This window comes from Vibrio sp. Vb1018, assembly GCF_033338775.1.
Lineage (GTDB): Bacteria > Pseudomonadota > Gammaproteobacteria > Enterobacterales > Vibrionaceae > Vibrio > Vibrio alginolyticus.
In genome coordinates, this window is record NZ_JAWOTI010000003.1 from 42,623 (window position 1) to 57,242 (window position 14,620).

Annotated in this window: 10 protein-coding genes; 4 read left to right on the top strand and 6 right to left on the bottom strand. The window is 46.7% G+C overall.

Annotation, left to right across the window (positions count from 1 at the left end; genetic code table 11):
* Window positions 1-34: 34 nt before the first annotated feature.
* Window positions 35-2,095, bottom strand: coding sequence for an ATP-binding protein (locus R7Z10_RS04880; RefSeq protein WP_318104163.1), 2,061 nt, complete (start codon window positions 2,093-2,095; stop codon window positions 35-37).
* A gap of 171 nt (window positions 2,096-2,266) precedes the next feature.
* Here R7Z10_RS04880 and R7Z10_RS04885 point away from each other — a divergent pair, with 171 nt between their 5' ends.
* Window positions 2,267-3,616, top strand: coding sequence for a sigma-54 dependent transcriptional regulator (locus R7Z10_RS04885; RefSeq protein ID WP_262688881.1), 1,350 nt, complete (start codon window positions 2,267-2,269; stop codon window positions 3,614-3,616).
* Window positions 3,617-3,659: 43 nt separating this feature from the next.
* On the opposite strand, the gene R7Z10_RS04890 is transcribed toward R7Z10_RS04885, so the two are convergent.
* A complete protein-coding gene (locus tag R7Z10_RS04890; protein ID WP_005374203.1) occupies window positions 3,660-4,868 on the bottom strand; it encodes a GGDEF domain-containing protein in 1,209 nt (402 codons plus the stop codon).
* Window positions 4,869-4,971: 103 nt separating this feature from the next.
* Window positions 4,972-6,282 carry a branched-chain amino acid transport system II carrier protein gene (gene brnQ, locus R7Z10_RS04895; RefSeq protein WP_248486016.1) on the bottom strand — a complete coding sequence of 437 codons (1,311 nt, stop codon included), beginning with the start codon at window positions 6,280-6,282 and terminating at the stop codon, window positions 4,972-4,974.
* A gap of 836 nt (window positions 6,283-7,118) precedes the next feature.
* Between brnQ and R7Z10_RS04900 the strand changes: the two genes are divergently transcribed.
* The 3 genes from R7Z10_RS04900 (at window position 7,119) to lhgO (ending at window position 11,576) form a co-directional block, all read left to right on the top strand.
* On the top strand, window positions 7,119-8,129 hold the full coding sequence (locus R7Z10_RS04900; protein WP_158155677.1) for a TAXI family TRAP transporter solute-binding subunit: 1,011 nt from the start codon (window positions 7,119-7,121) through the stop codon (window positions 8,127-8,129).
* Window positions 8,130-8,217: 88 nt separating this feature from the next.
* Complete coding sequence (locus tag R7Z10_RS04905) at window positions 8,218-10,341, top strand: TRAP transporter permease (protein ID WP_318104168.1); 2,124 nt, start codon at window positions 8,218-8,220, stop codon at window positions 10,339-10,341.
* A gap of 8 nt (window positions 10,342-10,349) precedes the next feature.
* Window positions 10,350-11,576 carry an L-2-hydroxyglutarate oxidase gene (gene lhgO, locus R7Z10_RS04910; protein WP_258614174.1) on the top strand — a complete coding sequence of 409 codons (1,227 nt, stop codon included), beginning with the start codon at window positions 10,350-10,352 and terminating at the stop codon, window positions 11,574-11,576.
* Window positions 11,577-11,623: 47 nt separating this feature from the next.
* On the opposite strand, the gene R7Z10_RS04915 is transcribed toward lhgO, so the two are convergent.
* The 3 genes from R7Z10_RS04915 to R7Z10_RS04925 form a co-directional block, all read right to left on the bottom strand.
* A complete protein-coding gene (locus R7Z10_RS04915) occupies window positions 11,624-12,028 on the bottom strand; it encodes a hypothetical protein (RefSeq protein WP_054574501.1) in 405 nt (134 codons plus the stop codon).
* A 174-nt stretch (window positions 12,029-12,202) separates the two neighbouring features.
* Window positions 12,203-13,201, bottom strand: a complete 999-nt coding sequence (gene cydB / locus R7Z10_RS04920) for a cytochrome d ubiquinol oxidase subunit II (protein ID WP_318104177.1) — start codon at window positions 13,199-13,201, stop codon at window positions 12,203-12,205.
* A 10-nt stretch (window positions 13,202-13,211) separates the two neighbouring features.
* Window positions 13,212-14,600, bottom strand: a complete 1,389-nt coding sequence (locus R7Z10_RS04925; RefSeq protein ID WP_115386451.1) for a cytochrome ubiquinol oxidase subunit I — start codon at window positions 14,598-14,600, stop codon at window positions 13,212-13,214.
* Window positions 14,601-14,620 lie beyond the last annotated feature (20 nt).

The window sequence follows — 14,620 nt, forward strand, 5'->3', positions numbered from 1 at the left end:
TAGTTCTAATGATGATTTTGTAATCAATATCAACCTAGGCTGATTTGAACAATAGAGTGAAAGTCAGCCCATTTTGTTCATTCTTATGCACGGTAATTTGTCCGTTCATATCACGCATATTGTTGGCCGTAATCGCTAAACCCAGCCCCAATCCTTCACCAATTTTCTTTGAGGTTTGGAAGGGCTCGAACATCGACTCAAGCATCTCATCCGACACGCCGCAGCCATTATCACTGACGATCAGTTCGACCTGATTGCCGGTTGGGTTGACGATCAAGCTGAGCTGCGGGTGGGTGGTACGGTTCATTGCGTCTAGCGCATTCGAGACAAGATTACCGAGCACCTGAAGCAGTCGTTGTTCTTCACCCATGATGTTAGGTAAGTCATGAGGAACTCGAACACGTACATCCACCTTGTCTAATTGGGTTTGATAAACGCGTAGGGTTTCTTCGAGTGCGGAGGTAAGAGAAATTGCTTGTAGGCTTTCTGGTTTGTTGTAGGCGAACGTCTTTAGCTGACTGGTCATGCTTGCCATACGATCAATCAGCTTTTGCACCAAAACATTGTTGGCTTTCATCATCTCGGCTTCGCCGCGTTCCGCCAGCAGTTCGTTCGTGGTGAGTAGGGTACGCAAGCCTGTCAGTGGCTGATTGAGCTCATGAGTAATAGCGCTCGACATGCGCCCCAAGGCTGCCATTTTGCTCGATTCAATTAACTGGCTTTGCGCTTCTTTTAGCGCTTGAGTTCGCTCTTCAACCCGTTGTGCCAGTTCTTGGTTGACCTGTTGTAGTGACTGTTCGGCTTTTTTCCGCTTGCTGATGTCGATGATCGTTGCAAGGAAATACTGCTCGCCATGCCAAGGGAAACTGGTTAGCGAGAACAGGACAGGGAAGACGCTTCCATCGCTGCGTCTGGCAATGGTTTCGACCGTGCTGATCTCTGCGAGCTCTTTATGCTTAGGCAAGTCCTTGAGCAACTTAAGTGTGGTGGAATTGGGGTTGCCTGCGTCGAATAATTCCCAAGCAAAAGCGTGTCGATTGACGCTTTCTGGTAAACAGAACAAACGCTTCGCCATTGGGTTGAGATCGAACAGTTGTCCTTGTTCATCAATCAATAGCAAACCAACGTGAGTTTTATTGATCATCTGTTTCAAGCGGCGTTGGGACTCTTCCAACAGGGCTTGAATTCGCTGTTGATTGATGTGCTTTTGGCGACGTTGTAGACCAATGATGACGAGTAATATAACCAATAAGAGTAGCGCTGCTACGCTCCAACCAATTACGTTGATGGTTTGCTGAATCGGCTTAGAAGGGGTGAGGTAGCTTACGTACCAATTCAAATCATCCAATTTTACGGTGTGCGCAAAATAGCGTTGCTGATTGAGCGTCCACACACTGATATTGGTGTTGTCGTATAAGCGCTGCGTTTCTAACTGAACGGTGTTGCTCGGTTCGTTAAACCAGTCAGCGTTATAGAGCGAGCTGCTCGATAGGAAAAAGCGTTGCTGGCGATTTTGCAACGTAATGATGTCTTGGCTAGTAATGGTCTGTTCGGTCAACAAGCTGAGGTTGATCTGCACCACCACAATGCCTGCGATATCCAGACCGTCGTAGATAGGAGCTGCAAGGTAATACAACGGGCTCGAACCTTTGGTTTTGTTCACCAAGGAAACACCGCCGCCTTGATTGTGAATTTGTTCCACAATGGCTTTTCGGTCAGACAGGCTAAAGCGCTCTTCGATCAAACTCGATACCAATACTTCGCCAGAGTTAGACAGGATTAGCCAACCTTCCGTATTGGCGGCTTTATCTAGCTGAGTCAGTTGGGTTTGCAATGGCTCGTAATAAGTCCGGTTTCCTTTCACAAATGCGATGGTTTCCGGGTTATTGGTGACAAGGTAAGGCAAGTGATAGAAGCGTTTGAGTGCACGGCGAACTTCACCGATATAGTCGAGCAGTTTTTGTTGAGCTTCGGTTTGAGTTTGTACACTCAACCACTGACGAGCCACCTCTCTGCTGGCGCTATAACAAGACAACATCAGCACTGCTGCAATTACGACCACAAGCCACGTTTTGCCATTCCTTTTGTGCTGCATACTGACTCCGTTCAGCTAGTGCGTTCTCACCGAGAGTCATTAAAGAGTGCGCCTAACTGGTTGGATGTTAAAGACTTGTAAGCAAGAAGTGAGATCTAGCTCCTTTTCTCCTCAGTGGTTTTTGCTACCGTTAGCAAAGAGCGATTTCTATTCCACCTACGGTAGTAACTCATGGCTTTTGACGACACCCCTAAAATTGCACTTATCGAAGACGATGACATTGTTCGTCAGGCTACCAGCCAGTGGCTGCAACTGGCGGGGTTCGACGTGACCGTATTCAGTTTAGGAGAAGAGGGGAAAGCGGCCATTCTGAGCCAAGAATTTGATGCGATTGTCAGTGATGTTCGCCTGCCGGACACCGACGGCTTGTCGATACTAGAAAGCCTGATTGCTAATCACATCCCAACGCCAGTTATCTTGATCACCGGACATGGTGACGTCGATATGGCAGTAGGGGCGTTACAAAACGGTGCGTTCGATTTTATTGAGAAACCTTTCCAACCTGAGCGTTTATCCCAACGAGTGACCGATGCGGTCGAGAGCTATCGCGCACAAACGTCTACTCAAGATCGCCAAGAGTACCTATCTAGCGTTAGCGGCTTAGAAGAGGTGTTGATTGGGCGAAGCCGAGTGATGCAACAGCTTAGAGAACAAGTAGCCAAGTTAGCACGCATTGATACTAACGTGATCATTTACGGCGAAACAGGTTGTGGTAAAGAGCTGGTGGCGACCAGTTTGCACAATGAAAGCCAACGCAGAACCCATCATTTTGTGCCAATCAACTGTGGTGCAATTCCTGAGAATCTGTTTGAAAGTGAGCTGTTTGGGCATGAAGCAGGGGCATTTACCGGAGCGGGTAAAAAGCGCATTGGTAAGTTGGAATACGCGGATAAAGGCACTTTATTCTTTGATGAAATCGAGAGTATGCCGCTGTCTATGCAGGTGAAAGTGTTGCGTTCATTGCAGGAACATACGGTTGAGCGCGTTGGGGGTAATCAGCAGATCTCGGTTGATTTGAGAGTGATCGCCGCCGCGAAAGAAGATCTCAATGATCATGACGAGTTTCGTCAGGATTTGTACTATCGTCTTAATGTGGCGCAGATCTATTTGCCACCGCTACGTGAGCGAGAAGAAGACGCGTTGATCTTGTTCGAACACTTTGCTCTGAAAAGTAACCCTGAGAGTCGTCCGCTGAGTGAAGCTGATAGAAAAGCCATTCTTGCTTACGCTTGGCCCGGTAACGTGCGTGAGCTAAGGAATGTCGCGATGCGTTTTGCATTGGATGAAACCGTCTCCGTGATGGAAATTCTCTCCAGTCGACCATCCTCAACAACTGAAGAGACGCATGCGGGCGTGCCGTTGGCGATTCAGCTACATAACTTTGAACGTAAGGTGCTACATGATTCTTTAGTCAGGCATCATGGACGCATCAATGAGGTGATGCAGGAGTTGGATTTACCACGTCGAACCCTTAACCAAAAGATGCAGAAGTTTGGTTTGAATCGCTCCGACTATACTTAGTGCGATTTCTAGCTAATGTAAAATCATTGGCATAACAAACATGTTATGCGCTTTTGGCAGGAGCTGGGACAAACTTATAATTTAGGTCTTTCCCTTCTCCAAACAAGGTAACGAGGTTCCTTCCTGTATGTTTAGAGCTATATAGCGCTTCGTCTGCTTCAGCAAGCGCCTCTTGAAGTGATTGCCCCTCAGATAACTGACTGATACCAAAGCTCATGGTCACTTCAGTTTTAAATGATTGCAAAGCGGTTTCAGTTTCGACCGCAAGGCGAATTTGCTCTGCGACAATTTTGGCTTGCTGTGCTTTTTCGAGCAAAACAATCATGAACTCGTCACCACCAAATCGCACAATGCAGGCGGACTCAGGAAGATGCTTTTTAAAAATAGTGGAGATCGTTGCCATGACGGAGTCGCCAACCGTGTGACCATAGTGATCATTAATCGCTTTGAACTTGTCGACATCAGTCATAATAATGCTGATTGCTTGGCTTTTTTTATGTGCTTTACTAACCAAGTTTGGAACGATTTCTTCCATGGCTCGACGATTATATAGCCCTGTGAGTGCATCTAAATGAGAGAGATCATTAATGGATTGCACCAAGCGTCCGTTAATTAACCACAGCATACTAAAGCTCAAAGCAACGATCAGGCAGATGCTAAATAAGAACGTCAGCTGATGGATAAGGCCTGCGACCATAAAGCTTGGTAACTCACCTGAAAAAGTACTCCAAAGCGCCCTAAATCCCATAAAAAAACTAAATCCAAAGAAAGAGTAAGCCATTGCTTTAACAGGGAGCTTTAAGTCCTTTTGGGTACCTTTAAGCATAGCGACACCACTAAAGAAGGTGACGATACAAATATACATGCTCAGATAAATAATACGGCTTTTGATAGAAGGATCATGGAAGGTGAAATAGTAAAATGAACCACTGAAAACAGGTGTTAACAAGGTGAGACAGTGAGCCAATTTTAAAGGGTATTGACGAAAAATGCTTACGCTATATAGCGTAAGCAAGAAGCCGACTAATATGAGAGTGTTGGCTATGACGATGGTCAGCCAGTCTGGCGCAGAGCCTCTAAAGCCAAGTAAAAAAGGGCCTAAACCAATAAACAGTAGTGATATCGAGAAGGTTTTTAAGCCTTTGACTCTACCCTGAGTGTATTGATAACAAAGCAGACTAATAGAGTAAATGCAAGAGAACAGAATAACGATAAAGTTCAGTGTTCTGATGTCTAGATACTGATTATCCATAGGCGACCCATATCAATCTTTCATTCAGGCAACTCCTTTGCCTGATATCAATAAGCGAGCTACATAGTAACGCACTTATTGAGCGATGTCTTATGTTAAACGGCTATTCATTCACCAGCTCGAATTGTTCGGTTTGGTTGGTTTTCGTCGTAAACAGCAGACCAACAATCATCATAAATACGCTAGGCACAATCCAGCTAGCAAAGTCATTGTACAGAGGCATGTAATTACCCATCCACTCATCAGTGGAATTTGGCATGTAACCTAGGATGTGCAGCGCATCAACACAACCAAACGTTAGAGCAGTGAACGCCGTCGCGACGACCATGATTTGCGACATCTTGTTGCGAACCGGTGCCATGATCATCAACGCAATCGCTACTGGGTGAAGCGCCACAACCGCTGGCAATGTGATAGCCAATAGTTGCTCTAGACCTACGTTGGCGATCAAACCAGCCAATACCATGGTCGTGATAACGCAGCCTTTGTAGTTCACTTTGCTGAAAGTGTTGTCGTAGAACTCACTGCCTGCGGTGGTTACGCCGATAGCAGTAGTCAAACACGCCAATACCATCACGGCACCTAGTAATAGTGAGCCAAATGCGCCGAAGTGGCTGAAGGTGAATGCCGTTAAGATGTCGCCGCCATTACTGAACTCAGAACCCAAGTATGAGCTTGTCGAACCAATGTAAGCCAATGAGATGTAGACAAATGCCATAGCAACCGCGTACATCAAAGCTGCGATCAGCGTGTATTTTGCAGTGGCTTTCGGACAATCCACACCCATGCTACGAATCGCGCGGAAGATAATCCAACCAAAACCGATAGAACCTAGCGCATCCATGGTCATGTAGCCTTGGGTCAAGCCTTCAGCAAATGCGCCAGATACGTATGGTCCTGTTGCGGCAGTTAGCTCACCTGCAGGAGAAATCAAAGCCGTCACAGACATGATGATTAAGATAGCCATCAATGCTGGGGTTAAGATCTTGCCTAGGTTGTCGACCAATTTGCCCGGGTATAGCGCAAACAAAATGGTGGTAACACAGAAAGCAATTGTGAAAGGTATCAAAGCGGCATCACCAAACATTGGTGCAAAGCTAAATTGGTAAGCTACGGTAATCGCACGTGGGATCACGAACGCAGGACCAATCACAATAAATACCATCACCCAAAAACTGGTCGCCAAAGGTTTAGGTAGGGCGGCGGTTAGTTTGTCTGAACCGTTTACTATAGCCACCATCACCAGTGCCATTGCAGGCAGGCCTACGCCCGTTAAGAGGAAGCCAGACATCCCGCTCAGAAAGTTTTCACCTGCTTGGTAACCCAAAAATGGAGGGAAGATTAGGTTACCCGCGCCTAAGTACATGGCGAAAGTCATGAAGCCCAAAGCGGCGATATTGCGTGCGCTTAACATTGTTATTCCTCTTATGTTTCGCTTGGAAGAAACTGAAAGGAATGGGAGGAGTATGTGGTGTTCCCGTCAGCTTCTTCTCAAGCTGACAGAAAGTTTAGATATAGCCTGTCAGCTCTGAATCAGTTTCAGAGAGAGCAGGAGGATCGCAGCAGCAACGCCAGATGGGCGTTTTAAAGCGAATTGTAATTGCGCAGTTGCTGACATGGGTGATCCTTAATGACGAAAAAATACCAAGGAATACGTTTGCCTTGGTGTGTTGTTACCCTAACGAACATAGGGCTATTGGCACAACCCCGAAGTAGAAAATAAGTTGATACGGTCAATGTTTGTTTCTGAACTGGTGGATCGAACTGCTTTTTAAATTCAAAATTAGAATAAATGACTTTTCATTTCTGTAACATGGCTTGTTTTGCTGTATTTTTGTGCTATTTGTAGTCGTTTAGGCTATAAACCTCCGCTGATAAAGTGAGCAGTTTAGAATGATGCGCTTTTTCTTCTTATTGTTAAGACGCTCATTAGTTGCAGTTCAATCCAAAATTGCATCGGCAAAATATTGCTTATTAGTGAATCGTGCATTTGTTTTGTCTTGATCACATTTTATTAACCTTTTGCGATCTAGGCGCACAACCTTCTTCTCTTCAATGAGCAAGATCTTGCTCATTACTTTGCTATCAAATCAGCAGAATTTTGCTCATTTTTGATGTCTTTCAGCACTTAGTTCAATAAATACAAAGGGTTAAAAGTTGGCATTTCAATTGCTCTAGGGAATTTGTTGTTAATAAAGATTTAACATGATGTAAATCCCCAATCGTGAAACGACTACACGGAGAGTAATAATGAAAATGAATAAGCTGGTAAAAGCTTTGGCTGTCGCTGTGACTTCTTTTGGTATTGCTGCTAACGCTGCGGCAGAAGATCGTAGCTACATTCTTGCAACGGCATCGACAGGTGGTACTTACTACCCTGTGGGCGTAGCGTTGGCGACGTTAAGCAAAGTGAAATTGGCACCAAAGCACCACTTCTCCCTTTCTGCAATCAGCTCTGCGGGCTCTGGTGAAAACGTCAAACTGCTGAACGAAAACGAAGCACAGTTCGCGATTCTACAAGGTCTTTACGGTGCGTGGGCTTGGTCTGGCGAAGGTCCGTATGAGAAAAGCGGTCGCCAAGAACAACTGCGTTCAGTCTCTATGCTGTGGCAAAACGTTGAGCACTTTATTGTTCGTTCTGACCTAGCAAAAACTGGCACAGTGACTGACCTGAACAACCTTGACGGCAAGAAGTTTTCTATCGGTAAGAAGAACTCAGGTACTGAAAACTCTGGTCGCCAAATCATGAAAGGTCTGAAAGTAGATCCTGATAAATTCAACCTTGCTTACATGGGCTACGGCGGTAGTGCGAGTGCACTTCAAAACGGAACCATTGACGGTATGAACACGCCTGCAGGTGTACCTGTTGGTGCGGTTACTCAAGCTTTTGCTGCGTTGGGTAAAGACATTTCGATTCTTTCGTTTACTGACGAACAAATCAAAGAGGCGAACGGCAATTACAACCTATGGACGAAGTACGAGATCCCAGCGAACACGTACCCGGGTCTAGATAAGCCGATCACCACCATTGCACAGCCAAACTTCTTGGCAGTTCGTGAAGATATCTCGGAAGAAGACGTTTACCAGCTAACCAAAGCGATCTACGAGAACCTGCCTTTCCTACAAGGAATCCACAAAGCAACAAAAGCAATGGCGATTGAGAAAGCGATTGCTGGCTTGCCAGTGCCTCTTCATCCAGGTGCGGCGCGTTACTACGAAGAAATGGGCATCGAAATCCCATCAGACCTAATGGCGAAATAACGCTAACTTGGCCCCGAGTTTTGGCTCGGGGCATTTTATCCCTACCGATTTCTAAGATGGAAAAAGCCGCCAGAGCTTGGAGTATGAGATGAGCGACTCAATAGAAAAGGAATTGCAGAAATTTGAGCTGCCCACGCGCACTGATTTTCCGTGGGTAACCACCACAATCACAGTGTTTGGCGTGGTGTTGTCTGCTTTGCACATTTGGTTTAATACCTTATCGACGTTACCAGAGTTATGGATTTCCGCGACCCACTTTGCTGGCTTTGCGGTGATTTGTGCGCTTTGGTATCCGGCTCATATCTCTCTCAAGCAGAGTAAGATTGCACTCGGTATCGATGTGTTAATTGCCATGGGCGCGGTCGCGTGTTTGCTCTACATTCCCTATGCCGAAGATGCGCTCTACGAACGTGGTGTGAAGTTCGTGACCAGCGATTGGGTCTTCGCCATCATGGCAATCCTGATTGTGATTGAGCTTATCCGACGCACCATGGGTTGGTTTATTCCAGTGCTGATTGTGGTGTGTCTGAGCTACGTTGTGCTTTGGGGTAAGTGGGCGACAGGTATTTTCCACTTCCCGGGTTTGAGCATGGAAACCTTGCTCTACCGTAGCTTTTATTCTTCTGAGGGCATGTTTGGCTCTATCTCGCGCATCAGCTGGACTTTCGTATTCATGTTCATTCTGTTTGGTGCGTTTCTTGTGCGTTCTGGTGTCGGTGATTACATTATCAATGTGGCACGTGCTGCGGCTGGCAAAGTCATTGGTGGTCCCGGTTTTATTGCGGTGATTGGCTCCGGTTTGATGGGCTCAGTATCCGGCTCTAGTGTGGCAAATACGGTTTCCACCGGTGTTATCAGTATTCCTTTAATGCAAAAAGCAGGTTTTCCTTCGCGCTTTGCGGCGGGGGTTGAAGCTGCAGCGTCGACAGGTGGTCAGTTGATGCCACCAGTGATGGGGGCGGGTGCTTTCATCATGGCGTCTTACACGCAAATTCCTTATGTCGATATCATCGCAGTTTCTTTCATTCCTGCTCTTATCTATTTCTTGTCTGTGGCGTTCTTTGTGCGTATCGAAGCCAAACGCAGCGGCGTTCAAAAAATCACGACCAGCGATGAATCTCTATTAAAAGTGTTGATCAGCGGTTGGCACAACCTTATCCCGCTGGCGGTATTGGTTACTTTGTTGGTTCAAGGTTTTACACCGACTTACGCTGCGGGCTTGTCGATCATCTCAGTGGTGGTGGCGTCTTGGTTCTCGAAAGATCACAAGATGGGACCAAAAGCGCTCATCGAAGCACTTTCGCAAGGCGCGAAAAACATGGCGACAACTGCCGTATTGCTGGTGGGTATTGGTCTGGTGATCAACGTGATCAGTACAACAGGCATCGGCAACACGTTCTCACTGATGATCGACGGTTGGGCGAATGGTGACTTGTTCATCATGATCGTTCTGATTGCGCTCGCTTCTCTTGTTTTGGGTATGGGTTTACCCGTGACAGCGGCGTATATTGTATTGGGCACACTGTCTGCCCCTGCGCTTTACAAGTTGATTGCGGAAAACCAATTGCTTGAATTGATGGTGTCGGGTCAATTGCCTGAACAAGCAAAAGCCATCTTCATGTTGGCGGCGCCAGAAAAGCTGGAACTGCTTAATGCACCAATGGCGTTGGAAACTGCGAAAGAAATGGTGGCGCTAGTACCCGCGGACTTTATGGAAACCCTACTAGAGCAAAGTTTGGGTATGGAAGCGGTAGGCTTGGCATTGCTGGCTGCTCACCTCATCATCTTCTGGTTATCGCAAGACAGCAACGTTACGCCTCCAGTGTGTTTGACCGCATTTGCAGCAGCAACCATTGCAAAAACACCGCCAATGCGTACCGGTTTGATGGCATGGAAAATCGCTAAGGGTTTGTATCTTGTACCATTACTTATTGCCTACACAGGCTTAGTAAGTTGGGATGTAACGTCGGTAATTACCGTGGGCTTCTTCGCCATCATCGGAACCTATGCATTGATTGGTGCGATTGAAGGCTACTTGGAAGGTCCTCTAAACATTCTGACTCGTCTCTTGTTGGTAGTGGTGGGTACATTGCTGGTTTGGCACGACATCCCAATGTTGGTTCGTGTGGCAAGCTGCGCGGTATTTGTCGCGGTGTTCATTTACAGTGGTCGCAAGTTCAAATTGCAACAATCTCAACTATCGGTTTTATAAGAGGTCGTATGAAATCAGTCTATGACTACATTATTGTCGGTGGCGGTATCGTCGGCGTATCGACAGCATGGCAACTGCAACAACGTCACCCAGACAAATCCATTTTATTGGTTGAGAAAGAGTCCGGTTTTGCCAAGCACCAAACCGGACACAATAGCGGTGTGATTCATGCTGGGGTGTACTATGCTCCGGGCAGCTTAAAAGCCGACTTTTGTAAGCGTGGGGTAGAGCGAACCATTTCGTTCTGTGCTGAGCACGATATTCCGGTGGAGAACTGTGGCAAGTTGTTGGTTGCCACTAATGAGCAAGAAGTCGAACGCATGAATGCCCTCTATGAGCGCTGCCATGTCAACGGCATCGACGTAAAGCTACTCGATGAAGTTCAACTCAAACTGGCTGAACCAAACATCACAGGCTTGGGCGCGATTTATGTCAAAACCACCAGTATTGTCGATTATCGTTTGGTCACTGAGCAGATGGCGGAAGAATTCAAAAAGCTCGGCGGTCAAATCAGCTTGAGAACCAAAGTGGTGGCTGCCGAAGAGAAGGACGAGGAAGTCCAACTGACCTGCATTTCAGACGGTCAAACGATGCAGCTTAATACTAAGTTCTTGGTTACTTGCAGCGGCTTGATGGCGGATCGAATGACTAAGATGATGGGTATTCCAACTGACTTTCAGATCATCCCTTATCGTGGTGAATACTACCGCTTAGATAGCAAACACGACCAAGTGGTGAATCATCTTATTTACCCAATTCCCGACCCTGATTTGCCATTCTTGGGCGTCCACCTGACTCGTATGATTGATGGCAGTGTGACTGTTGGTCCAAATGCGGTGCAAGGCTGGAAGCGAGAAGGGTACGATAAGGTCAACTTCAGCTTGCAAGATACCATGCAAATGCTGAGATTCTCCGGTTTCTGGAAGGTAACACAAAAGCATCTAAAAACCGGATTGGATGAGTTCAAGAACTCGTGGTGGAAGCCGGGCTATCTCAAACTGGTCAATAAGTACTGCCCAAGCATCAAGGTCGAAGACCTCAAACCATATCCTGCGGGTATTCGTGCACAAGCAGTGTTATCCGATGGCTCTTTGGTTCATGACTTCCTGTTTGCCGAGAGCGCAAGAAGCCTACACGTTTGCAACGCGCCCTCTCCCGCAGCGACATCTGCAATGCCTATTGGAGAGTACATTTGCGATAAAGTGAATGAGAAGATAGAGGCGAAAACGGTATAAAACAAAGGCGACGTAACGGTCGCCTTTATTGTATTTGAATCTGGGATTTAGGAGTTGCCATCTTTAGGGCAGAGTTCGCCTTTCTTTGCGTGTCTTTCTATCATGTAATCGCCTCGGGCACTGTGCAATACAATTGCATTCCAGACTTGACCATCTTGCAACTCGAACTCAAAAGCATAATGGGTGCCGCCGACCATTTTCGTTCTCACCTCATGAATTGCTTTCAATTTATCATCGGCATTCATTTGATAAAGCACCATGTTAAGTGAACGTCTGGCGTCAGGAGTTGCCTCAGCAAGTTGCCAATGGCTCTGTTCGTTTGTTGCGGAGCAAATAGACCGCATTTTACTTTTCATGGCGGATGACATCTGCTTGTCTACGGCCAATGCATTTGGTGAAAACAGTGGAACCGTCAAAGGAATCAAAGTTACCAGAAACCGCTTTAAGGTCATAAAAACACTCCGTTGTTTTACTCTTGCTTGAGTATAGACCTCAATGGCTTCAGATGTGGTGCAGTAGACTCTGGGCCTACAATATCGCAGTTCGTATCAACGAACTGATGATAAACAAGGCGACCACGCTTGCCAGCCAAATGCCAATGAACCACAAAATGGGTTTTAGTTTCATCAGTGATATCCTTCTCCACGTTTCATCTTGCCGCGGAAAACCCAGTACGAATAAGCCGTGTAGGCTATGATCAGAGGAAGTAATACCACCGCACCGGCAAGTAAAAATGCCAAACTCTTATCTGGCGCGGCGACGTCTTGATAAGTGAGTGCGAATGGGACCAAGTAAGGGAATGTACTGACACCGAAACCCATCGCGGACAAAAGAAACAGGCCGATCGCAAGAACGTAGGCTCGGACGGCTTTGTGATCGAGTAAGGCTTTGAATAGCTGCCAAATAAGTGCCGCAGCAATAATTGGTAAAATGAAAAACAGTAGCGAGTTTGGTAATGAGAACCAACGTTCAAAGACGATATTTTGGCTCAATGGCAGCCACAAACTGGCGATGAATATACAGGCTACCATCGCTAGTCCCCATCGTCGCGCGACCACGTAATAGCGCCCCATCAGCTCTTCTGGAAGCTTGATTAATAACCAGCATGAACCGAGCAGAATATAAGCACAAACAAGCGCCAGGCCACAAAATACGCTAAATGGTGAAAGCCAATCAAACCATCCACCTGCGTATGCTCGTTCACTAACCTCTATACCTTGGAGCAGGGTTCCGAGCATAATGCCTTGCATCAATGCCGCGGTGAGTGAACCAATGAAAAAAGCGCTATCCCATAAAAACTTTCCGCGTTGTGTTCGGAAGCGATACTCAAAAGAAACCCCGCGCAGAATTAACCCGAGCAGCATTAAAATCAGGGGAGCATAGAGTGCTGGCATAATGACCGCGTAGGCGAGGGGGAACACGGCAAAAAGCCCACCTCCGCCAAGAACTAGCCAAGTTTCATTCCCATCCCAAACAGGAGCGATGCTGTTCATCATCATGTCGCGCTCTTCATCGTCATTAGCGCTGAGAAATAGGATACCAATACCGAGATCAAAGCCATCTAACACGATATAAATCAGAACAGCGAGCCCAATCAAAGCGTACCAAATTAATGCGTAATCCATGAGTAAGCTCCTAGGTTAGATGGTTAGAGTGTGTGATGGCATCGGTTTTCGTGCCATCAGGAAGTCGGCTATCTAGACCTTCTTCATATCGAGTTGGAGACTTGCGCATCAAACGTAGGAGATAGAAGAAGCCAGCTCCAAAAACCACAAAGTAAACCACGATGAACGCCGTCAGGGAGACGCTCACCGCGGCGGCATCAATAGGCGATGCCGAATTGGCTGTGGTTAAAAGACCGTATACGGTGTAAGGCTGTCGACCGACTTCGGTAGTTATCCAGCCTGCTAAAACTGCAATGAACCCCGCTGGGGCAAACAGCACACAAATACGTTGAAGTGCCCTCGAATCAAAAAGTTTGCGACGTTTTCTTAGCCAAAGGCTCCACAAACCAATAACAAGCATGCCAAAACCAAGCGCGACCATGACTCGGAAAGACCAGAAAACGATAGAGACAGGAGGGTGTTCCTCCTCTGGAAAAGCATCTAATCCCTTCACTTCACCGTTGAGGTCATGAGTTAAAATCAAACTACCGAGTTTGGGGATTTCCAGTGCGTATTCCATACGTTTTTCTTCATCGTTAGGGATACCGAAGAGGATCAATGGCGCGCCTTGGTGAGACTCATAGTGCCCTTCCATCGCGGCGACTTTGGCGGGTTGATGTTCAAGGGTGTTCAATCCATGCATGTCTCCAGCAACGATTTGAATTGGTGTCACGATGGCTGCCATCCACATTGCCATCGAGAACATAATTCTGGCTAGTGGATTATGGTTTGCTTTTAGTAAGTGATAAGCGGCAACGCCCGCTACAACAAAGGCGGTAGTGAGGTAAGCGGCGAGCAACATATGAACGAGCCGATAAGGGAAGGAAGGGTTGAAGACAATCGCCCACCAATCTTCTGGGATAAACTGTCCGGCTTCGTTGATACTGTAGCCCGTTGGTGTTTGCATCCAGCTATTGACCGAAAGTATCCAAAACGCAGACAAAAACGTCCCGAATGCAACAATACAAGTCGCTGTGAAGTGAAGCTTCTTGCCTACCTTATCCATACCGAAGAGCATCACGCCTAAAAACCCCGCTTCGAGGAAAAACGCAGTGAAAACTTCATATCCCATTAACGGGCCTAAGACTGGGCCTGTTTTGTCGGCAAATACGCTCCAGTTGGTCCCGAATTGATAGCTCAACACGATGCCACTTACCACACCCATACCAAAACTGATGGCAAAGATTTTGAGCCAGTATTTATATATCTGCATGTACTGTTTGTTGCCCGTTTTTAAGTACAAGCCCTCTAACACGGCGAGGTAACTTGCCAAACCAATCGTAAACGCTGGAAAAATGATGTGGAAAGAGACAGTAAAGGCAAATTGGAATCTGGCTAAATCGATGGCGAGTGTATCCATGGGCATTCCCTTTTAAGTTT

Bases quoted from the DNA above. Each gene is read 5' to 3' on its own strand.
- R7Z10_RS04925 (WP_115386451.1), bottom strand. From the start codon at position 14,600: ATGGATACACTCGCCATCGATTTAGCCAGATTCCAATTTGCCTTTACT.
- R7Z10_RS04905 (WP_318104168.1), top strand. From the start codon at position 8,218: ATGAGCGACTCAATAGAAAAGGAATTGCAGAAATTTGAGCTGCCCACG.
- R7Z10_RS04880 (WP_318104163.1), bottom strand. From the start codon at position 2,095: ATGCAGCACAAAAGGAATGGCAAAACGTGGCTTGTGGTCGTAATTGCA.
- R7Z10_RS04900 (WP_158155677.1), top strand. From the start codon at position 7,119: ATGAAAATGAATAAGCTGGTAAAAGCTTTGGCTGTCGCTGTGACTTCT.
- lhgO (WP_258614174.1), top strand. From the start codon at position 10,350: ATGAAATCAGTCTATGACTACATTATTGTCGGTGGCGGTATCGTCGGC.
- R7Z10_RS04890 (WP_005374203.1), bottom strand. From the start codon at position 4,868: ATGGATAATCAGTATCTAGACATCAGAACACTGAACTTTATCGTTATT.
- R7Z10_RS04915 (WP_054574501.1), bottom strand. From the start codon at position 12,028: ATGACCTTAAAGCGGTTTCTGGTAACTTTGATTCCTTTGACGGTTCCA.
- cydB (WP_318104177.1), bottom strand. From the start codon at position 13,201: ATGGATTACGCATTAATTTGGTACGCTTTGATTGGGCTCGCTGTTCTG.
- brnQ (WP_248486016.1), bottom strand. From the start codon at position 6,282: ATGTTAAGCGCACGCAATATCGCCGCTTTGGGCTTCATGACTTTCGCC.
- R7Z10_RS04885 (WP_262688881.1), top strand. From the start codon at position 2,267: ATGGCTTTTGACGACACCCCTAAAATTGCACTTATCGAAGACGATGAC.